The organism is Streptomyces sp. NPDC037100 (assembly GCF_055606225.1).
Map to the genome: position 1 here is coordinate 202735 of NZ_JBVJSX010000007.1, position 19541 is coordinate 222275.

General features: G+C 72.8%; 19 protein-coding genes and 1 pseudogene. 9 read left to right on the top strand and 11 right to left on the bottom strand.

All coding sequences use genetic code 11. From position 1 onward, the window contains the following. Positions 1-173: 173 nt before the first annotated feature. The gene (locus ACZ7EG_RS23935; protein ID WP_471082390.1) at positions 174-1127 is read right to left on the bottom strand and encodes an endonuclease/exonuclease/phosphatase family protein; all 954 of its coding nucleotides are present in this window, start codon (positions 1125-1127) and stop codon (positions 174-176) included. 134 nt (positions 1128-1261) lie between these two features. Here ACZ7EG_RS23935 and ACZ7EG_RS23940 point away from each other — a divergent pair. Together ACZ7EG_RS23940 and ACZ7EG_RS23945 are read left to right on the top strand one after the other, a co-directional pair. Further along, positions 1262-2619 (top strand): annotated as a pseudogene (locus ACZ7EG_RS23940) (amidohydrolase). 308 nt (positions 2620-2927) lie between these two features. After that, entirely contained in the window at positions 2928-3110 is a 183-nt protein-coding gene (locus tag ACZ7EG_RS23945) for a hypothetical protein (RefSeq protein ID WP_053671240.1), read from the top strand. Positions 3111-3119: 9 nt separating this feature from the next. Here ACZ7EG_RS23945 and ACZ7EG_RS23950 read toward each other — a convergent pair whose 3' ends face one another. From ACZ7EG_RS23950 to ACZ7EG_RS23960, 3 genes are all read right to left on the bottom strand, one after another. After that, on the bottom strand, positions 3120-5075 hold the full coding sequence (locus tag ACZ7EG_RS23950) for an ABC transporter ATP-binding protein (protein WP_471082394.1): 1956 nt from the start codon (positions 5073-5075) through the stop codon (positions 3120-3122). A 415-nt stretch (positions 5076-5490) separates the two neighbouring features. After that, complete coding sequence (locus ACZ7EG_RS23955) at positions 5491-5925, bottom strand: hypothetical protein (protein ID WP_471082397.1); 435 nt, start codon at positions 5923-5925, stop codon at positions 5491-5493. Beyond that, positions 5922-6587 (bottom strand): ATP-binding protein, encoded by a 666-nt coding sequence (locus ACZ7EG_RS23960; protein ID WP_471082400.1) that lies wholly within the window; start codon positions 6585-6587, stop codon positions 5922-5924. The genes ACZ7EG_RS23955 and ACZ7EG_RS23960 overlap by 4 nt, the downstream gene beginning before the upstream one ends. A gap of 243 nt (positions 6588-6830) precedes the next feature. Here ACZ7EG_RS23960 and ACZ7EG_RS23965 point away from each other — a divergent pair, with 243 nt between their 5' ends. The 3 genes from ACZ7EG_RS23965 (at position 6831) to ACZ7EG_RS23975 (ending at position 8839) form a co-directional block, all read left to right on the top strand. Then, positions 6831-7691, top strand: a complete 861-nt coding sequence (locus ACZ7EG_RS23965; protein WP_471082403.1) for a helix-turn-helix domain-containing protein — start codon at positions 6831-6833, stop codon at positions 7689-7691. Continuing rightward, positions 7692-7946: a DUF397 domain-containing protein gene (locus ACZ7EG_RS23970; RefSeq protein WP_033310663.1), complete on the top strand. Its 255-nt coding sequence runs from the start codon at positions 7692-7694 to the stop codon at positions 7944-7946. Between the two features lie 80 nt (positions 7947-8026). Beyond that, positions 8027-8839 carry an SAM-dependent methyltransferase gene (locus tag ACZ7EG_RS23975; protein ID WP_471082406.1) on the top strand — a complete coding sequence of 271 codons (813 nt, stop codon included), beginning with the start codon at positions 8027-8029 and terminating at the stop codon, positions 8837-8839. A gap of 79 nt (positions 8840-8918) precedes the next feature. Here ACZ7EG_RS23975 and pdxR read toward each other — a convergent pair whose 3' ends face one another. Further along, entirely contained in the window at positions 8919-10328 is a 1410-nt protein-coding gene (pdxR, locus tag ACZ7EG_RS23980) for a MocR-like pyridoxine biosynthesis transcription factor PdxR (RefSeq protein WP_471082409.1), read from the bottom strand. A gap of 47 nt (positions 10329-10375) precedes the next feature. Here pdxR and ACZ7EG_RS23985 point away from each other — a divergent pair, with 47 nt between their 5' ends. After that, on the top strand, positions 10376-10861 hold the full coding sequence (locus tag ACZ7EG_RS23985) for a carboxymuconolactone decarboxylase family protein (protein WP_471082412.1): 486 nt from the start codon (positions 10376-10378) through the stop codon (positions 10859-10861). 64 nt (positions 10862-10925) lie between these two features. Here ACZ7EG_RS23985 and ACZ7EG_RS23990 read toward each other — a convergent pair whose 3' ends face one another. The 3 genes from ACZ7EG_RS23990 to ACZ7EG_RS24000 all read right to left on the bottom strand — a co-directional run bounded on the left by ACZ7EG_RS23990 (position 10926) and on the right by ACZ7EG_RS24000 (position 14004). Further along, positions 10926-12416 (bottom strand): glutamate synthase subunit beta, encoded by a 1491-nt coding sequence (locus ACZ7EG_RS23990; protein WP_471082415.1) that lies wholly within the window; start codon positions 12414-12416, stop codon positions 10926-10928. Positions 12417-12569: 153 nt separating this feature from the next. Further along, positions 12570-13049, bottom strand: coding sequence for an anthrone oxygenase family protein (locus ACZ7EG_RS23995; protein WP_471082418.1), 480 nt, complete (start codon positions 13047-13049; stop codon positions 12570-12572). 256 nt (positions 13050-13305) lie between these two features. Then, positions 13306-14004: a DUF2293 domain-containing protein gene (locus ACZ7EG_RS24000; RefSeq protein ID WP_471082421.1), complete on the bottom strand. Its 699-nt coding sequence runs from the start codon at positions 14002-14004 to the stop codon at positions 13306-13308. 123 nt (positions 14005-14127) lie between these two features. Here ACZ7EG_RS24000 and ACZ7EG_RS24005 point away from each other — a divergent pair, with 123 nt between their 5' ends. Next, the gene (locus ACZ7EG_RS24005) at positions 14128-14769 is read left to right on the top strand and encodes a nucleoside/nucleotide kinase family protein (protein WP_471082424.1); all 642 of its coding nucleotides are present in this window, start codon (positions 14128-14130) and stop codon (positions 14767-14769) included. A gap of 157 nt (positions 14770-14926) precedes the next feature. Continuing rightward, positions 14927-15355 carry a CBS domain-containing protein gene (locus tag ACZ7EG_RS24010; protein WP_471082427.1) on the top strand — a complete coding sequence of 143 codons (429 nt, stop codon included), beginning with the start codon at positions 14927-14929 and terminating at the stop codon, positions 15353-15355. A gap of 66 nt (positions 15356-15421) precedes the next feature. Here ACZ7EG_RS24010 and ACZ7EG_RS24015 read toward each other — a convergent pair whose 3' ends face one another. Next, positions 15422-16549, bottom strand: a complete 1128-nt coding sequence (locus ACZ7EG_RS24015; protein WP_471082430.1) for a magnesium and cobalt transport protein CorA — start codon at positions 16547-16549, stop codon at positions 15422-15424. Between the two features lie 291 nt (positions 16550-16840). Between ACZ7EG_RS24015 and ACZ7EG_RS24020 the strand changes: the two genes are divergently transcribed. Further along, positions 16841-17632, top strand: a complete 792-nt coding sequence (locus tag ACZ7EG_RS24020) for a methyltransferase (RefSeq protein ID WP_471082433.1) — start codon at positions 16841-16843, stop codon at positions 17630-17632. An 18-nt stretch (positions 17633-17650) separates the two neighbouring features. On the opposite strand, the gene ACZ7EG_RS24025 is transcribed toward ACZ7EG_RS24020, so the two are convergent. Then, entirely contained in the window at positions 17651-18616 is a 966-nt protein-coding gene (locus tag ACZ7EG_RS24025; protein WP_471082436.1) for a carbohydrate kinase family protein, read from the bottom strand. Continuing rightward, positions 18613-19521: a pseudouridine-5'-phosphate glycosidase gene (locus ACZ7EG_RS24030; protein ID WP_471082439.1), complete on the bottom strand. Its 909-nt coding sequence runs from the start codon at positions 19519-19521 to the stop codon at positions 18613-18615. The genes ACZ7EG_RS24025 and ACZ7EG_RS24030 overlap by 4 nt, the downstream gene beginning before the upstream one ends. Between the last annotated feature and the right edge of the window lie 20 nt (positions 19522-19541).

Below are 19541 nucleotides of genomic sequence, written 5' to 3' on the forward strand. Positions count from 1 at the left end.
ACCCGGCCCCGGGCACCCCTCGTCGGCTAGCCCGCCCGGCACGGCCATGGTGCTCAGCCGCCGACCCGGCCCCCTGACAGCGGCTCCTCGCCCGTCGCGACCGCACCGGGCCAGGCGCTGACCCGGCCCCGGGCACCCCTCGTCGGCTAGCCCGCCCGGCACGGCCACGGTGCTCAGCCGCCGACCCGCACCCATACCGGAGCGTGGTCCGAGCCGGGCTCGCCGCGCCGCTCCGCCGGGTCCGGGCCGACCGACGGCAGGGCGGGCGGGCCCTCGCCCGGCAGACCCGTGCCCGCCGCCGTCGCCCGGCGCATCAGGCGGTGGCTCAGCATGACGTGGTCGATCAGCTCGCGCCGCCCGGAGTTCACCCGGGACCAGCGTTGCCCGGGCGGGATGAGCGGGGCCACGTCCCACAACCGCGTCGCATCGCCCCGGTCGGGCCGGTCGTAGCCCGGTGTGCCGAGCTCCGAGCCGGGCGGGCCGAGCAGGATCTGTGTGGTCGCCGCCTGCACCTCGTCGTTCAGGTCGCCCAGTACCGCCACGTCCCGCCCCTGCCCGTCCCCGGCCAGCAGCCGGTCGGCGAGGGCGCGCAGGGCCGCCGCCTCGGCGGCCCGCCGGTACAGGGCGTAGGCGCCGCAGCGGGCACGTTCGCCCTCGTCGTGGGGCTGGAAACGGCCGTCCGGGTACGACAGCAGCTTGGACTTCAGATGGCATACGGCCACCCGCAGCGGCCCGTCCCCGCCCTCGACCTCGACCGCCAGGAGGCCCCGCCCCGCCTCCCGCGCCGTCAGCCCCGAATCGTCCGCCTGGACGGGACGCAGCTCCGCCGGGAACGCCCGCGTGTCGGCCACCACCGTCATCGCGACACGGCTGAGGAACCCGACCCTTGTGCCCCGGCTGTCCGCGTGCTCGGACAGGGCGACATGCCAGTCGTCGTCGAGCATCCCGGCCAGGTCCTTCAGGGCCTCCGGGTCCCCGACCTCCTGCACGCCGAGCAGGGCCGGATCGAGTTCCGTGATCACGGCGGCGAGCGCCGCGAGCTTCGCCTCGTACTCGGCCTCGTCCTGCGGGCCGTACGGGCCGCCGGGCCGGTAGAGATTCTCCAGGTTCCAGGTGCCGAGGAGCATGCCGGGCTCCTTTCAGAAGCCGACAGTCGGGGTGGTGAGGCCAGGGTGCGCGCCCGGCCCGCCCCGCGACAGAGCCGTGACGGGATGTGCGGCTCGGCTCATGCCGCCCTACGACGTCGTCGTACGTTGGCGTGGTGACGCCTTCTGCCGCGGACGGTCCCGCCGAGCTCATCATCAGCGCATGTACCGTCCTCGTGCACGACGATCAAGAGCCGATCGGGTTCGCGGAGGCGCCGCGATCGTCGTACGGAACGGTGTCGTCGAGGCGGTGACGACCACCGCGGAGGTCGCGGACCTGCCCTCCGCCGAGCGATCGAAGCCCCCGGCCAGGTCGCCCTGCCCGGTCTGATCAACTGCCACACGCACGCCCCGATGGTCGCGCTGCGCGGCCTCGCCGAGGACCTGCCGACCGAGGAGTGGTTCAACGACGTCGTCTGGCCCGTCGAGTCCAACCTCACGGCCCGAGACGTCGAGTTGGGGGCCCGGCTGGCCTGCGCCGAGATGATCCGCGCGGGCGTCACCTGCTTCGCCGACCACTACTTCGCCATGGACGCGGTCGCACGGGTGGTCGCTGAATCCGGCCTGCGGGCCCTGCTCGGGGAGACTTTCTTCTCCTCGCAGGGGCCCGAAGGCCGGGAAAGGTCACTGGAGTTCGCCCTGGGCCACCGCGGAGCGGCTGACGGCCGGATCACCACCGCGCTCGCGCCCCACGCCCCCTACACGGTCGACGACACCGACCTCGCCGCCACCGCCGAGCTCGCCCGCACGCACGGCCTGCCCGTGCATCTGCACGCCGCGGAGAACCGCGACCAGACCGAGACCGGCCTGGCCCGCCACGGTGTCACTCCGATCGAGGTCCTGGAACGCACCGGCATCCTCTCCGCGGACGTACTCCTCGCCCACGGCACCGGCATCATCGACCGCGACCTGCCCGTCCTTCAGCGGTCGGGTGGTCGTACGGCCGTCGCCGGCGCGCCCCGCGGCTACCTCAACTTCGCCTGGCCCGACACCACGCCCGTGCGTGCCCTGCGCGACATCGGCGTCGACGTCGGACTCGCACCGACGGCGCCGCCTCCAACAACAACCTCGACGTGTGGGAGTCCATGGCCCTCACCTCACTGGTCCAGAAGGCGGCCGAGGGCGACCCCCGCTGGCTGGCCTCCCGCCAGGCGCTGCACCACGCCACCCTGCAGAGCGCCCGGGCGGTGGGGCTCGGGGACCGCGTCGGCAGCATCGCGCCCGGCCGGAAGGCCGACGTCGTCCTGGTCGACCTCACCGGCCCCCACACCCGGCCCGTCCACGATCTCGCCGCCACCCTCGTGCACAGCGCCCGCTCCGCCGACGTGCGCACCACGATCGTCGACGGACGGATCCTCATGCGGGACCGGGAACTGCTGACGATCGACGTGCCGGAGGCGGTGCGGGAACTGGAGGAGCGCCTGCCCGCGTCGACCGCAGCCACGGCCGGCGCGTCCAGCGCTACGACACCTGACGGCCCCGCGAAACCATCCGGGAAAGCCTCCCGTGCAACGATGAGTTCCGCCCTCCCGTCGGTCACCGTCCCGGACGGATGGGGCGTGCGTCGGCCTTCGGGGCACGTGTGGGCAGTGAGGGCGTTCGGTATCACGCCGGGTACGCCGACCGATACCGAAAGTGAACACATGCGCCAAGAGGCTGAGAAGTTGGTCACACTTAGCGGTGAACGCGTGTCAAGTACGTCTCAGAACCGTCACTTCGCGAGCCGTTCACCCCATGGTTGGCGTTTAACTCTACGAGTACAGCGCTACATGGAGGTGCAGGGTGAACGGGCGAACGGTGCTCGAGCGCTTTCCCGCCGGTGGGCCGCGCGGCTCCTGGCCTGCGGAGGAATTCGCGCAGGCGCGGCGCAGCGAGGGCCTGCCTGCCGAGGTCGTCATGGACCTCGCCACGGACATGTTCCTGGTGATCGTGCGCAGCGGGGACGCGGCCGACGCCACCGCCTGACGTGTGCCGTCAGCCCGCCTTCGGCGCCGGCACCTTCCTGACCGGCGCGGGTGACGAGGTGAACTGCTCCGCCTGAAGCGCGTACAGCTCGGCGTAGAGCCCGCCCGTCGCCAGCAGCTCGTCCGGCGTCCCCGACTCCACGAGCCGGCCCTGGTCCAGGACGTGCACCAGATCCGCGTGCCGCACGGACGCCAGCCGGTGCGTGATCAGTACGACCGTCTGGCCGCTGTCGGCCAGGGCGCGGATCCGCTCGAAGACCTCCAGCTCGGCCCGGGCGTCCAGGGCCGCCGTGGGCTCGTCCACGATCAGGATGCGGCCCCTGCGATAGGCGGCGCGGGCGATGCCGAGCCGCTGCCACTGGCCGCCGGACAGTTCGTGCCCGCCGCTGAAGTTGCGGGCGAGCAGCGTGTCCAGCCCGCGCGGCAGGTCCGCGACCACCGCCTCCGCCCCGGCCTCGGCGATCGACGCCGCCAGCCGGTCCTCGCTCACGGGCACCGACGTCCGTCCCAGGGCGACGTTCACCCGCGCGGTGAACGGCCACCGCTTGAAGTCCTGCGCCACCATCGCGATCCGTTCGGCCAGCAGGTTCCGGTCCGCGGTCGCCGCGTCCACGCCGTCCCACAGGATCCGCCCCTGCTCCGGCGTGTAGAGCCCGGCGAGCAGCTTGACCAGGGTGGTCTTGCCGGAGCCGTTCTCCCCGACCAGGGCCACGATCCGGCCCAGCGGCAGAGTGAGCGTCACGTCGTCGAGGGCGGGGCGGGCGGACTCGCCCGGATAGCGGAAGGTGACGTTCTCGAAGCGGATCTCGCGTGGATCCTCCGGCAGCTGCGTGCCGCCCGCCGGGATCGCCCACTGGTCCGCCTCCGTGTACAGCCGGTGCAGATCGCCGACGAAGAGCGCCTCCTCGTGCAGCGCATTGACCTCCACCACCAGCGTGTCCAGGCTCTGCGAGCCGGTCCGGATCGCGATCACGGCCGTACCCGCCACCGACAGGGCCATCGCGCCCGCCAGCAGCAGCCCGCCCAGCGTCGCGTACGTCGCCACCGTCGCCAGGCCCGTCCACGCCGCCGCGATCAGGCCCGTGCGCGCGGCGAGCCTCGCCAGGCGGGCCTGCTCGGCCTCGGCCGTCTCCGACATCGCGCGGAAGTGCCGCAGCAGGAAGGCGCCCACCCCGTGCACCCGGATCTCGGGGGCCGCCTCGGGCTCGATCAGCAGGCTGCCGAGCAGGCGGCCCGCGCGGGCGTGCTGCACCCAGGCGTGGAAGGACTCGTAACGGCGCCGGGCGACGGTCAGCGCGCTCCAGGCGCTCGGCAGGGTCATCGTGACCAGCAGCGGCAGCAGGGCGGGGTGCAGCACGGTCAGCACGCCCGCCGCCGCGACCAGGGAGATCATCGCGTTGATCACGCGCGTCCCGTAGGAGATCATCCGGCGCGCGGAGGCGGCGCCGTACTGCGCGGTGTCCAGCAGCTTGTGGAAGGCGTGGTCCTCGATCGCGGCCAGCTCCACGGCCGCGGCCCGCTCCAGGTACTGCTCGGTCGCCACCCGCTCGACCTTGGGCTCCAGCCGGCCGGTGGCATAGGTGCTCGCGGCCCGCAGCAGGGCCGCGAGGAACATCACTGCGGCCACCGTGACCAGGGCGGGGACGGCTCCGCGCAGCCGGTCGTCGATCTCCCCGCCGCCCATCAGCCGGGCCAGCACGCTGTTCACCGCGAGCAGGCTCACCGCCTGCGCCACGCCCCTGCCCGCCTCGGCGGCCAGCACGATTCGCGCGGCGCCCCGGTCGGCACGCCGGGCGAGCCGGAGGCTGGCCGCGAGCAGGGACGGCAGCCGGGTGATCATGGCGCGGAAGTTCAGCTCGAGGAACGCGTCCGCGTGCCTGTTCCAGCCCATGTCGTAGCGCAGTGGCCCGCCGAAGAGCAGCCGCTCCGACTCGGACACCTCCGGCGCGGTCCGCTTCTTCCCCACAGTCGACCGACCTCCCCCGCTCGGGCCCGCTGCTGAACGAACGGCCACTATCGCGGGGCGGACACCGCCCAGGGCAGGGCGTAGCCCGGGGCGCCGGATGCGCGCGGGCGCACGACCTGGGCGGTGGAGGTGCGGGGCGGCGCGGGGGTGCGGGGTGGTGAGGGGACGGGGGCATGCGCTGGGGGTGAGGGGGCGGGTGCATGCGCCGGGGTCAGGGGAGCGGCCGGAAAGAGGGGCGCGTCGACGGTGCGACGGCTGGTCGAGCGGGGCCGGGGGTGCGGAGGTGTGGTGGGCGACGGCTGGTCGAGCGGGGCCGGGGGTGCGGAGGTGTGGTGGGCGACGGCTGGTCGAGCGGGGCCGGGGGTGCGGAGGTGTGGTGGGCGACGGCTGGTCGAGCGGGGACCGGCGGGTTCGTCTACGCGCTGACCGCGCGGGACCAGGACGGTGCCGTTCCCGTCGCGCGGCACAGTGCCAGATACAGAGGTATCGGCGGGGTGTAGGGAAGGGTGCCGTCCGGACGGTGGATCAGGTCGGGGATCTCCGGCAGGTCCGGGACGGCCGCGCCGGTGACGTACTGCGCCGGGGCGGGCCACTCCAGTGCGTGGTCGGAGTCGGACGGCACCAGCCACCACCAGTGCGTCTCGTCGGCGTAGACGCAGCCCACGCGGGGCAGCCGCGGCATGACCAGCGGGCCGAGGGCGGCGGGGACGGCGACCGCGTCACAGCCCAGCGGGGCCGTCATGCCGTCGGGCACGGGCAGCCGCAGGGCCGGACCGGGTGTCCGCAGCCCGCGGCGGACGCGCACCAGCGTGTCCAGGTTCAGCACGCGACCTCCCCGCGCGGGGCTCATGCGTGCCCCAGCTCTCGGCGGCGCTTCTGCGAGGGGACCTCCGGGGTTCCGCGTGTGGGGCGGGCCTCCTGACGGGCTCCGTCTCCGTCGTCCGAGTCATCGGACGGGCCGCGCTTCGGGCGGGCGCCCCAGCCCAGGTCGGCACAGGGCTCGGCTGGATCGTCCGGCAGATCCGCCGTGCGCGGCAGCTCGGCCCAGACCAGCAGCCCGGGGCCGTTCTCGTGGGCGCCCCAGGAATGACAGAGGGCGTCGACGAGGAGCAGTCCCCTCCCGTGCTCCTCCTCGGGCCGTGTCCGGCCGGCGGCGTGGGGCTGGCCCGGGGCGCAGCCCTCGTCACGCACGGCTATCCGTACCAGGTCGTCACCGTCGTGCAGCTCGCACACTATGTGGGTGCTCGCCGTGTGCACGATGGCGTTGGTGACCAGCTCGGAAACCACCAGGGCCGCGCTGTCGCACGTGTCCTCGCACACCGACCAGCCCGTCAGCCGGGCTCGGGTCAGGCGTCTGGCCTGCGCGGGAGAACCCGGATGTGCGGCCAGCTCGAAACGGAACCGGCGCTCGGCAGCGGCCCCGAGGGGGACCTCCTCCGTGGCGGCGCCAAGCCCGAGAGGGCCTGCGGCGGCGTCTGTTCCTAAGGGCGCGGACGGAATCACGCTTGCCACTATCGCCCCGCCGTGAACACTTGGCAAGTGTCACTCTGGAAATTGCAGAGTGCTGTGTGACGGTCTGGAAGGCCGTGGCACACTGCTCGCAACAGCACCCCCCGCGGCGCCAGTTGAGATCGTCGAAGATCAGTTCGAAACCTTTGTTCGAATCAGTTCTTCGAAAGGGTCCTCGAATGGCGCCGCCGGGCTGTCAGCGTTCTTCTGTGACCGGCTCGTCAGAACTCTTCCTGGAGGTGGAGCGTGAGTGAACCGCGGTCCGCGCCGACGGTCGGTCAGGTCGTTCTCGGCCGACGCCTGTTGGACCTGAGGGAGCGCGCCGGGATGAAGCGCGAGGAGGCCGCGCGCATCCTCCGCGTCGCCCCCGCCACGGTCCGCCGTATGGAAATGGCCGAGGTCGCGCTCAAAATCCCGTACCTGCAACTGCTCCTCAAGGCCTACAAAATCTCCGACGAGGAGGCCGAGGCCTTCGTCCTGCTGGCCGAGGAGGCCAACCGGCCCGGCTGGTGGCAGCGTTTCCACGACATCCTGCCCGGCTGGTTCTCGATGTACGTGAGCCTGGAGGGTGCGGCGAGCGTCATCCGCAGTTACGAGCCCCATTTCGTCCCCGGGTTGCTGCAGACCGAGGACTACGCACGCGGGGTGCTCCGTTCGGGCGCCATCGGCCAGACGCGGCCCGAGGACATCGAGCGCCATGTCGCCCTGCGCGTGCAGCGCCAGGGCCTGCTCACCCGCGAGGACGCGCCCCGGCTGTGGGTCGTGATGGACGAGACCGCGCTGCGGCGCCCGGCCGGCGGTCCGGAGGTGATGCGGGCCCAGATCGACAAGCTGCTCGACGCCACGAAGCTGCCCAACGTGACGCTGCAGATCGCCCCGTTCGCCAATGGACCGCACCCGGGCACGTACGGGCCGTTCGTGCTGTTCCGATTCGCCATGCCCGAACTGCCGGACATGGTCTACAGCGAGTACCTGACCGGCGCGGTCTATCTCGACGCGCGCACCGAGGTGGCGACCCACCTCGAGGTCATGGACCGCATGGCGGCGCAGGCCGCTACGGCACATCGCACGAAGGAGATCCTCCGGGATCTCCGCAAGGAGCTGTGAATGGATCGCATCAAGCCGCGCAAACACGTCTACAACGGCATGCCCGCGCGCGACTTGGGCAGCGAAGGCTGGCACAAGCCGTGGAGCGGCGGGAACGGAGGCAACTGCCTGGAGGCGATGAAACTCGCCGACGGCCGGATCGCCCTCCGTCAGTCCACCGACCCGGACGGACCGGCGCTGATCTACACCACCGACGAGATGACTGCCTTCATCGAGGGGGCGAAGTCGGGCGAGGCGGACTTCCTGCTGTCCTGATGCGTACGTGCCGTCTCTTGGTCTCGACTTTCCTACGCTGGTGCTGAATTGACCACCCATTGCGCCTTACGGAGTGCCTCATGACCGGGCAGGACCCCACGTCGGCCGTCCAGATCGACACGACCAGACCCCATCCCGCGCGGATGTACGACTGGTACCTCGGCGGCAAGGACAACTACCCGGTCGACGAGGAGATGGGCCGGCAGATGCTCACCCTCGACCCCAGGGTTCCGGTGATGGCCCGGGTCAACCGCGCCTTCATGCACCGCGCCACACGCTGGCTGGCCCGCACGGGCGTACGGCAGTTCCTGGACATCGGCACCGGAATCCCGACCGAGCCCAACCTCCACCAGGTCGCCCAGGAGACGGCGCCCGGCGCCCGGGTCGTCTACTGCGACAACGACCCCATCGTGCTGGCCCATGCGGCGGCCCTGCTGCGCGGCACGGACGAGGGCGCGACCCAGTACCTCCAGGCCGACGTGCGCGACCCGGACGCCATCCTGGAGGGCGCGAGGAAGGTCCTGGACTTCAGCCGGCCCGTCGCGCTGTCGCTCGTCGCGCTGCTGCACTTCGTCTCCGACGAGGACGGTGCCCACGACCTGGTGCGCCGGCTGCTCGCCGAACTGCCCTCCGGCAGCTACCTGGTGATGACCCACGCCACCGCCGACTTCACCCCGCAGGAGTCGAAGGCGGCCACCGAGAAGCTGCGCGCCGCCGGCGTCACGCTGGCCCTGCGCTCCCGCGAGGAGTTCACCCGCTTCTTCGACGGCCTCGACCTCGTCGCGCCCGGCGTCGAGGTGCCCCACCGCTGGCACCCCGAGCTGGGCGAGCCCGTGCCCGGGCAGGACGACGGGGTGATCCCCGGCTACGGGGCGGTCGGACGCAAGGCCTAGGCGTACTGACCACGGGCGTTGACACCGGCGGGTCTACACCTTGGCGCTTCGAGGTCTTCCAGGGTCCGCATCGGGCCGGTCATGGCGGCGGCAGCGCACCGCACAACGCCTCCAGGGCCGACCCGTAGGCGTGCTCGGAGGGGGTTGCGTACCCCACGACGAGCCCGTCGCCCGCCGGCATGTCGGTCTCCGGGTGCCGGAACGCGGCGAGACCGTCGAGGGCGATGCCCTGCCAGGCGGCGGCCTTGACCGCCGACGCCTCGGTGCCGGGCGGCAGCCGCAGCACCGCGTGCAGCCCGGCCGCGATGCCGGTGGCCTCGATGTGCGGCGCGTGCTCGGCGAGCGCCGAGACGAGCCGGTCGCGGCGGCCCCGGTACCGCTGCCGCATCCGCCGCACATGCCGGTCGTACGCCCCCGAGGCGATGAAGTCCGCCAGGCTCAGCTGGTCGAGGACGCTCGCCCACGCCTCGCGCTCGCCCTTGGCATCCAGCACGGCGCCGACGTACCGCTCCGGGAGCACCATCCAGCCCAGCCGCACCGCCGGCGACAGGCTCTTGCTCACCGAGCCGATGTGGATCACGTGCTCGGGGTCGAGCCCCTGGACCGCGCCGACCGGCTTGCGGTCGTAGCGGAACTCCCCGTCGTAGTCGTCCTCCAGGACCAGTCCGTCACGTGCGCGTGCCCAGTCGATCACGGCGGCCCGGCGCGCGGGGTGCAGCGGGCCGCCGGTCGGGAACTGGTGCGCGGGCGTGAGCAGGACGGCCCGCTCGCGTCCCAACCGGTCGACCTGTGCGCCGTTCTCGTCGAGGGGGAGCGGCACGGTCCGTACTCCGGCCGCGGTCAGGACCTCCCGGTGGAACCCGAGCCCGTACGCCTCCACAGCCAAGGGCCCGCGCAGGACGCCGCCGCCGAACAGCAGCCGCAGCGCATGCGCGAAACCGGAGCAGACCACGATCCGGCCCGGCGCGGTCCGCACCCCCCGTGCGCGTGCCAGGTACTCCGTGAGCGCCTCCCGCAGTTCCGGCCGCCCCGCGGGGTCGCCCGGCCCGAACACCTCGTGGGGCGCCGACTGGAGGGCCCGCCGGTAGGAGGTCAGCCAGGCGGTGCGCGGGAAGGCCGAGGCGTCCGGTGTGCCCTGCGTCAGGTCGTGCCGGGGGCCACGCGCGCGTGGAGGCTTCCTGGGCACGCGGGTGGCGGGGCGCAGCGGCTCGGCACGCTCGGCGACCCGGGTGCCCGAGCCCTGCCGCGCGGTGAGCCAGCCTTCCGCGACGAGTTCCGCGTAGGCGTCCGCCACCGTGTTGCGGGCGACACCGAGGTCCGCCGCGAGCGAGCGGTACGGCGGCAGCCGTGTGCCCGGAGCGAGCCGCCCGCTGCGGACGGCCTCGCGCAGGGCCCGGATCAGCGCAGCCCGGCGGCCACCCGGCCCGGTCAGCTCCAGATGCAGGTCGGACCCGATCCGCTCCGCCGCATTGACCCACGAATCCACCATGGAAATGCACCCTACAGCGGGTCTTTCCGGCTCGTAGGTTGAAGGGCATGACGACGAACACGAGCACGAAGACCACGCACGGGACGGCGAACCGGCTGGACTTCGGCATGTCCGCCCCGAAGGCCTTCCGGGCCCTGATCGCCTTCGACGCCGCCGCCCGCGAGGGCCTCGACCCGGCCCTGGTCGAGCTGATCCAGATCCGCTCCTCGTACCTCAACCACTGCGCGTACTGCCTCCACATGCACACCGGCGACGCCCGCAAGGCCGGCGAGAGCGAGGACCGGCTGCACATGGTCGCCGTGTGGCGCGAGGCCCGTCACTTCTTCTCCGAGCGGGAGCAGGCGGCCCTCGCCCTCACGGACGCGCTGACGCTCGTCGCCGACGCCGGCGTCCCGGACGACGTCTACGCGCAGGCGGCCGCGCGGTTCGACGAGCGGGAACTGGGCCAGGTCATCGCTTTGATCTGCACGATCAATACGTGGAACCGGGTGGCGCTGTCGACGGGGAAGGTCGCGGGGACGGACGAGCGGTGATCCTCCGGTGGGCGGGCAGTGATCTCCGGCGGCGGCCGGTGATCGTCCGTCGCAGGAGGGCGGACTACACCGCCATGGGCCGGTCGTACGGCCCGATCGGCGCCGGCAGCCTCGAACTGCCCGTCAGATGACGGTCGACGGCCGCCGCCACCGCCCGCCCCTCGGCGATGGCCCACACGATGAGCGACTGCCCCCGCGCCGCGTCGCCCGCGGCGAACACCCCGGGCACGTTCGTGGCGAATCCGGAGTCCCGCGCGATCGTCCCGCGGGGCTCCATCTCCAGCCCCAGCTGGTCGACGAGCCCGTCCTCCCGGCTGGGTCCGGAGAAGCCGAGGGCGAGCAGGACGAGGTCGGCGGGGAGCGTCCGCCCGGTGCCGTCCAGCGGGCGGCGCCGCGCGTCGACCTCGACCAGGTGCAGCGACCGCACATGCCCCTGGGCGTCGCCGTCGAAGCGCAGCGTGGACGCGGCGAACAGCCGCGCGTCCGCGTTCGCGACCGGGGCGGTCCGCAGGTCACGGGCCTCTTCGTGAGCGGCGGACAGCCGGTAGACCCGCATCGGGTACGTCGGCCAGGGCTCGGTGTCCTCGTCCCGCTCCGCGTCCGGCAGCGCGTAGATGTCCAGCTGGGTCACGGACGCCGCGCCCTCCCGGACCGCCGTGCCCAGACAGTCCGCCCCCGTGTCGCCGCCACCGACGATGACCACATGCTTCCCCGCGGCCGACAGCGGAGACGTCTCCAGATCGCCTTCGCGCACCCGGTTGGCCAGCGGCAGGTACTCCATCGCCTGGTGGATCCCCGTCAGCTCCCTCCCCGGCACCTGGAGTTCACGCCAGGCGGTCGCCCCGGTGGCGAGCACCACGGCGTCATAGCGAGTGCGCAACTCCTCGGCCCCGATGTCCCGCCCGACCGCCGTCGACGTCCGGAACTTCGTCCCCTCGTCCCGCATCTGCTCCAGCCGTCGCTCCAGATGGTGCTTCTCCATCTTGAACGCCGGGATGCCGTACCGCATCAGTCCGCCGAGCCGGTCGTCCCTCTCGTACACGGCCACCGTGTGCCCGGCCCGCGTCAGCTGCTGGGCCGCGGCCAGCCCGGTCGGGCCCGAGCCGATCACGGCGACCGTCTTGCCGGACAGCCGCTCCGGCGGCCTCGGCGGTGCGAAGCCCTCGTCCCGGGCCCGGTCCGCGATGGCACACTCGACGTTCTTGATCGTGACGGCCGGCTGGTTGATCGCCAGCACACACCCCGCCTCGCACGGAGCCGGGCACAACCGGCCGGTGAACTCCGGAAAGTTGTTCGTGGCGTGCAGCCGGTCGGAGGCCGCCCGCCAGTCCTCCCGGGAGACCAGGTCGTTCCACTCGGGGATCAGATTGCCCAGCGGGCAGGCGTCGTGGCAGAACGGGATGCCGCAGTCCATGCAACGGTCGGCCTGCTCACTGATGATCGGCAGCAGCGCCCCGGGGACATAGACCTCGTCCCAGTCCCGCGCCCGTTCCTCCACCGGCCTGCGCGGCCAGTCCTGGCGGGGCGTGGTCATGAAACCCTTGGGATCGGCCATGGCCGTCTTCCTTGCGTGCGCGTGTGACGGGCCCTACGTCGTCGGCCGCACTCTCTTCAATGCGTCGTGCGGCACTCCTTTCGCCACGATACGTCCGCCTCCCGGCCCGTGCCTGTCGCCGCGTGGCGCCGGATTCCGGTGAACCGCCGGTCGTCAGGTGAGCGCCAGCACGTACGCCAGCGCCGCCCCGGCCGAGGCGGCCGTGCGGACGTGGTTCCACAGCGTCCACTCCCGCAGATACACCGGCCAGTACGCCGCCGCCTCCGGTGTGTCCGGCTCCAGCCCGGCCAGTGCGTCGTTGCGCGGCACGTTCGCGACCATGGTCAGCCCGAACGACCCGAACAGGTACAAGGCGCTGCCCACCAGCAGCTCCACCGTCCCCTCGTCCGGCCACAGCACGAACGTGACCACGGCGATCACCGCGCACAGCACGGCCGACCCGAGGAACAAGACCATGAAGGGCGGAGTCACCGCGGCCACGTTGATCGCGTTCATCGCGGCGACCCCCTGCGCGGGCGGCAGCATGCCGAGGCCCCGCATCACGAAGGCCGAGAACCCGCAGAACACCCCGGCCACCAGGCCGGTCCCGAGCACCCCCAGCACCGTCAGCGCGAAGTACGGTCCGCCGATCATGTCCCTCTCCCACCCGTCGAGCCGGGATCCTGCCCGGCACCCTGCCTCACCACAAGTGAAATCCCGTACGAGCACAGTGACCATGGCCGAGCGGCGCGGGGCCATAAGCGCACGTCCACGGACCGCCGGACGGCCCACTCCTCACGGTCCGTGGAACGGCCGGGGCGGACGCGCGGGGGCTCCGCGCGCCGGGAGCCTCACACACGCCGGGAGCCTCACACACGCCGGGAGTCTCACTCGCGCCGGGAGCCTCACATCACCCCGCGGAACCGAGTCCCGCCGCGGTCCATCCCCTCAGCACCGTCGCCACCGCCGCCGCGATCCGCCGCCGCGCCTCGTGTCGCGGCACGCCACTCATCAGCAGCCGGTCGTACGGCGTGTCGAGGTGCCGTACGGACGCCACGACAGCCGCGGTCACCGCACCCTCGGTGAGCGCACGTCCCGCCGCGCTGCGGCCCACCCGTCCGCTGCCCCGCTCCGAGGCGTGCAGGGCGATGGCCCGCGCCCGATCGGCCGGGCACCCCGGAAAGAGCCGGAGTATCTCCGTCGCGAACGCCTGGGCGAACAGGGCGTCCTGAGCCGCCCGCCGCCGCGCGTCCCGCACCCGGCGTCGCCGTCTCGCCTCGGCGTCCGCGAGGCACCGCTGCTCGGCCCGCGCGAGCGCCGCCTCCTCGACCAGAACACCCTGCCGCTCGTACCGGCTCTTGCGCCGGTCGAACCGCACGACCACCGCCGACAGCGCACTCTCCTCCCGCGATCTGCGGGTCAGTGCGGTGTCGCCGCTCGGCAGGAACACCAGATGCGCGAGATCGGCGCAGTCCAGGCAGCGCGGGGTGCCGTCCTCCAGGACCAGCAGCGGCAGCGGCCCCCGTCGGCACTCGGCGCAGTACCGCCGCTTGAGGGGCTGGAAGACGAGGAGTCCGGTGCGGAGCGGGAGCGAGGCGCGGGGGACCATGTCTGATGCATTCCCCGTGACGGCGGCTCGAACTGCACACTTCGGGACGGACCCTGGCGATCCGGCCGCTGCTCCGCCGTGGCGCCGGCCGGCGGGACGCCTCCTGCCCCGGCCTTACGCATCATGGGCCGTGTGCGACTCGAAGCGATCACCTGGGAACGGCTCGGCGACCTGCTCGCCGAACGCCTGCTCGATCTGAAGCCCGCCGACGGCAGCCCCTGGCCCCGCATCGCCTTCGACGGCGCCCCGGCCGCCCGCCCGGGAGACCTCGCCCGCCGCGTCTGCGAGGCGCTGCGCATACGAGGCCGCTCCTCCCTCGTCGTGGGCACCGACGGCTTTCTGCGTCCCGCCTCCGTACGGCTGGAGTACGGCCACCAGGACGTCGAGGCCTACTACAGCGGCTGGTACGACACGGGAGCCCTGTGGCGCGAGGTGTTCGGCCCGCTCGAAGCCGACGGCGACGGCCGCGTCCTGCCCGACCTGTGGGACCCGGCCGCCGACCGTGCCACTCGCAGCCCCTACGTCGAACTCCCGCCCAGCGGTGTGCTGTTGATGCACGGTCCCTTCCTCCTCCGGCACTGGTTCCCCTTCGATCTGAGCGTCCATGTCCTGCTCTCCCGGGGCGCCCTGCGCCGCCGCACCCCCGAGGCCGAGCACTGGACACTCCCCGCCTTCGAGCGCTACGAGCACGAGACGGACCCGGTGGGGACGGCGGATGTCCTGGTACGGGCCGACGACCCGCGTCATCCGGCGTGGAACGGCTGAGACCGGCCGGTGTTCGGTGCCGAGCCGTGTTCCGTGCCCAGCAGCAGGCCGGCGGTTTTCCGTGTGCGGGCATCCGGCTGCGCGGCGAGAATGAAGGGCGCCGGGACTCGCGGTGCGTCCCGCTCCGCGCCGGCCGTCCGGCACCGGGAGGTACGCCATGACCACCGCCGGAGACATCATGCACCGCGGCGCCCAGTGGATCCCCGCTCACGAAACACTCGACCGCGCCGCCCAGCTCATGCGCGAACTCAATGTCGGCGCCCTGCCCATCAGCGACGAGAACGAGCGGCTCTGCGGCATCCTCACCGACCGCGACATCGTCGTCGGCTGCGTCGCCATGGGCCACGACCCCGCCAGGATGACCGCGGGCGAGATGGCCAAGGGCACGCCCCGCTGGGTCGACGCGGACGCCGATGTCGGCGAGGTGCTGCACGAGATGCAGGAGCACCAGATCCGCCGGCTGCCCGTCATCCGGGACAAGCGCCTGGTCGGCATGATCAGCGAAGCCGACCTGGCCCGGCATCTCGCGAAGGACCAGATCGCCTCCTGGGCGGAGAGCGTCTACGCCACGACCGCCGTGCACTGACCACCTCGATCACCCCGAAGGCGCCTGCCACGCGCCGTTGGGGCCCCTCGCAGGCCACGGCCGGTGTCAGAGCCAGCCGCTGCGCCGGAACCCCCGGTACAGGGCGAGGCACGCGACGGATATCACGCCGATGACCATGCCGTAGCCGTACCGCCAGTGCAGCTCCGGCATGTGGTCGAAGTTCATGCCGTAGACCCCGCAGACCATCGTCGGCACGGCGACGATCGCTGCCCACGCCGTGATCTTCCGCATGTCCTCGTTCTGTGCGACCGTGACCTGCGCGAGGTGCGCCTGGAGGATGGAGTTGAGCAGTTCGTCGAAGGCGGCGATCTGCTCCTTCGCCCGCAGCAGATGGTCCGAGACGTCGCGGAAGTACGCCTGTATCTCCGGATCGACCACCCGGATCGGCCGGGTGGCGAGATCCTCCAGTGGTCGGCTGAGCGGCACCACCGCCCGCTTCAGCTCGAGCAGTTCACGCTTGAGCTGGTAGATGCGCCCCGGGTCGGTGCGTGCGCCGCTCTCCGAGAACACGTCCGCCTCGACCTGGTCGATGTCCGCATGCACCGAGTCCGTGACCGTCAGGTAGTCGTCCACCACATGGTCCGCGAGCGCGTGCAGTACCGCCGACGGGCCCTTGGCGAGCTGGCCGGGATCGGACTCCAGCTCCTCGCGCAGCGGGCCCAGCGAGCCGTGCCGGCCGTGCCGCACCGTGATCACGAAGTCCGCGCCGACGAACACCATGATCTCGCCGGTGTTCACCACTTCGCTGGTGGCCGTCAGCTCCTCGTGTTCGACGTAGCAGACCGTCTTGAACACCGCGAAGAGCGTTTCGCCGTAGCGCTCCAGCTTGGGCCGCTGGTGGGCCTCGATCGCGTCCTCGACGGCCAGTGGGTGCAGGTCGAAGAGTTCGGCGATGCCGGCGAACTCCTGGTCCGTGGGCTCGTGCAGGCCGAGCCAGACGAAGCCCTCCCGGTTCTTGCGCACCCGCTCCACGGTGTCCACCAGATCGCCGCGCGCGGGGATGCGGACACCCTCCCGGTACGTCACGCAGTTCACCACCGAGGAGCCCAGCGGGGACCGGGCCGGGTGGCTCAGATCGACGCGCGGACGTCGCCGGGCCAGCCGAGCCACCTTGCGCAGACCACCGACCCCGCCGAGGCTAGTGACCTTCCGCAGATTCCCTGCCATGGACATCCGGATCTCCTTGCGTGGAACTTCTCGCGCCGTTCCTGCGCCTTGCCGCGTCAGTCTGCCAGGCCCGCGTGAGCTGCGGGTAAGCCTGTGGACAAGGCCCGTTCCGCTTCGTTCCCGCCTGTGGACGAACGACACGCAGGCGCCGCGGCCCTGCCGTATGGACGCATGTCCGGACCGGGTGGTTCTCGTGGGGAAGCCCCGATGGCTCTCCGCCACGAAAGCATCCGACGCGCGCTCCGTGCCGGAGCGTCGACGGCTGAGTGCAAGTCGGACAAATGGGATGATCGCCGTATGACGCGAACCGACGGGTACCTCCTGGCCGACCGGCAGACCGAGGCGGCGGAGCACTTCAGTGCCTTCGCCGCCCTCTTCGACCCCACGACGTTCCGGCACCTCGAAGCGCTCGGCATCGGATACGGCTGGCGGTGCTGGGAGGTCGGCGCCGGCACCTCGGTGGTGTCCTGGCTGGCCAAGAAGGTCGGCCCTACGGGACGCGTCGTCGCGACCGACACCGACACCTCCCGGCTCGCCTCCGCCGCCCGGCCGCCGGTCGAGGTGCGGCTCCACGACCTCGGCGCGCAGGAGCCGCCGGGGGAGGGCTTCGACCTGGTGCACGCCCGCCTCGCCCTCGTCCACGTGGCCGACCGGGAAGGGGCGTTGCGGTCCATGGCCAAGGCACTGCGCCCCGGCGGGCGGCTCCTCGTCGAGGACGCCGATCCCGCGCTGCAGCCCCTTCTCTGCCCCGACGAGTACGGCCCCGAGCAGCAGCTCGCGAACCGGCTGCGGCAGGGCTTGCGCCGACTGCTCGCCGACCGCGGGACGGACCTGCCCTACGGCCGCACCCTGCCGCGGCTGCTCCGCAACGCCGGACTGACCCGGGTCCACGCCGACGCCTACTTCCCGCTCGCCTCGCCGGCCTGTGCGGCCCTGGAGTCCGTCACGATCCGCCAGGTCCGCGACCAGCTCGTCACCGCCGGCCTCGCCACGGACCAGGACATCGACCGGCACTTGGAGAACGTCACGTCCGGTGCGCTCGATCTGACGACGGCACCGATGATCTCGGCGTGGGGGCGTAAGCAGTAGCAGGAGCGGTGGGGGTCGTCAGCCCGGCACGGGCGGTCTGCCGCCCACCTGCTCCACCGCTCGCGCGCCCGCCCGGCAGCCCTCCGCGGCCGCGTCCTCCGGCCCGGCACCCGCGAGCAGGGCGGCGAGGAACGCGCCGGTGAAGGCGTCACCCGCCCCCGTGGTGTCCAGGGGTGTCGCGGGTACGGCCGGAACGCGGGCTTTCACCTTCCCCCCGCGGGCCACCAGCGCCCCCTCGTGGCCCTGCTTGGCGACGACCAGCGGCACACACAGGCTCAGCTCGGCCGCCGCCTCGGCCGCGTCCGCCAGCCCCGTCAGCAGGCACGCCTCGTCCCGGCTGGGAAGCAGCACGTCCACGCCCTCGACGAGCTCGAGGAACCGCTCGGCGCCCAGCTCCGCCAGGAAGCCCACCGAAGCCGGGTCCAGGCTCACCGGCACGCCCCGCGCGCGTGCGGCTCCGAGGGCCCCCGCCACCAGGGCTCGGCTGGGGTCGGAGAACAGCAGGTAGCCCGAGAGGTGCAGCCGGGCCACGCCGTCGAGCAGCGCGTCCGACCAGTCGGCGGGTCCGAGCCGCACCGACGCACCGCTGTCGGTGAGGAACGTCCGTTCCGCTGAAGCGTCCCCGTCGACCATGCAGATCACCGTGCCGGTCGGCGCCAGCGGGTCGACGACGAGCCGCGGACGCACCCCCTGGGCGACCAGCTCCCGCTCGTGCCAGGCCGCCGCATCCGCCCCCACGCGTCCGAGCAGCCGTACGTCCGCCGCTCCCCGGTGGGCCGCCCAGCACGCCACGTTGGCGCCCGCCCCGCCGGCCACCGTCCGGATCGAGGCGGCCGTGTCCGTGCCGGGCACGAGCGGCCCTCGGTGCCGCGCGACGACATCCGTGACGACGTCCCCGACGACCAGCAACCCCCGGCCCACCTCGGCGCCCCCGCTCCCGGAGCCCGCTCCCCCTCCCGGCCCCGCGTCGCCGGCCGCCGTCATGCCCGGGACCAGGCCGCCGCGATCCGTGCCGCAAGGCGTACGTTCCCCCGGACCGCCGCCAGGTTGGCGCTCAGGGAAGCGCCGTCCGTGTGCCGCATCAGGTGGTCGAGCAGGAACGGAGTGACCGCCTGGCCGGTGACGCCCTCCTGCGCGCACGCGTGCAGCGCCTGCGCGAGCACCCGCGCGTGCAGATCCGGGTCCAGCTGCTCGTCCTCGGGCACCGGGTTGGCGACGATCAGCGCCGACTCGGGCCCGTCGAGCGCGTCCTGGGCCCGCATGACGTCCGCCACCTGCCCCGGCGTTTCCAGCGTCCAGTCCACCGGATGCCCGGAGTCCGAGAGGTAGAAGCCGGGGAACCGGCCGGTGCCGTAACCGGCCACGGCGACCCCCAGCGTCTCCAGCCGCTGGAGCGTCGCCGGCACGTCCAGGATCGACTTCACCCCGGCACACACCACTGTGATGCGGGTGCGCGCCAGCAGCCCCAGGTCGGCCGACTCGTCCTGCGTCGTCGTCCACTCCCGGTGCACTCCGCCGAGCCCACCCGTCGCGAAGACCCGTACGCCCGCCAGCGCCGCCAGCAGCGCCGTCGCCGACACCGTGGTCGCCCCGCTCGCCCCGGTCGCCACCGCGAGCGGCAGGTCTCGGTGGCCGAGCTTGCGGATCCCGTCCTCGCCGGCGACCCGTTCCAGCTGCTCCTTGTCCAGGCCCACGCACGGGCGCCCGTCCAGCACGGCGATCGTGGCGGGCACCGCGCCCTCCTGCCGTACGGCCGTCTCCAGCTCCAGCGCCACCTGGAGGTTGCGCGGCCGCGGCAGCCCGTGGGCGATGATCGTGGATTCCAGGGCCACGACGGGCCGGCGCGCGTCGATCGCCTCCCGCACTTCTTCGGACACCACCAGCACCACGCGCCTGCCTCCTGTCAGTC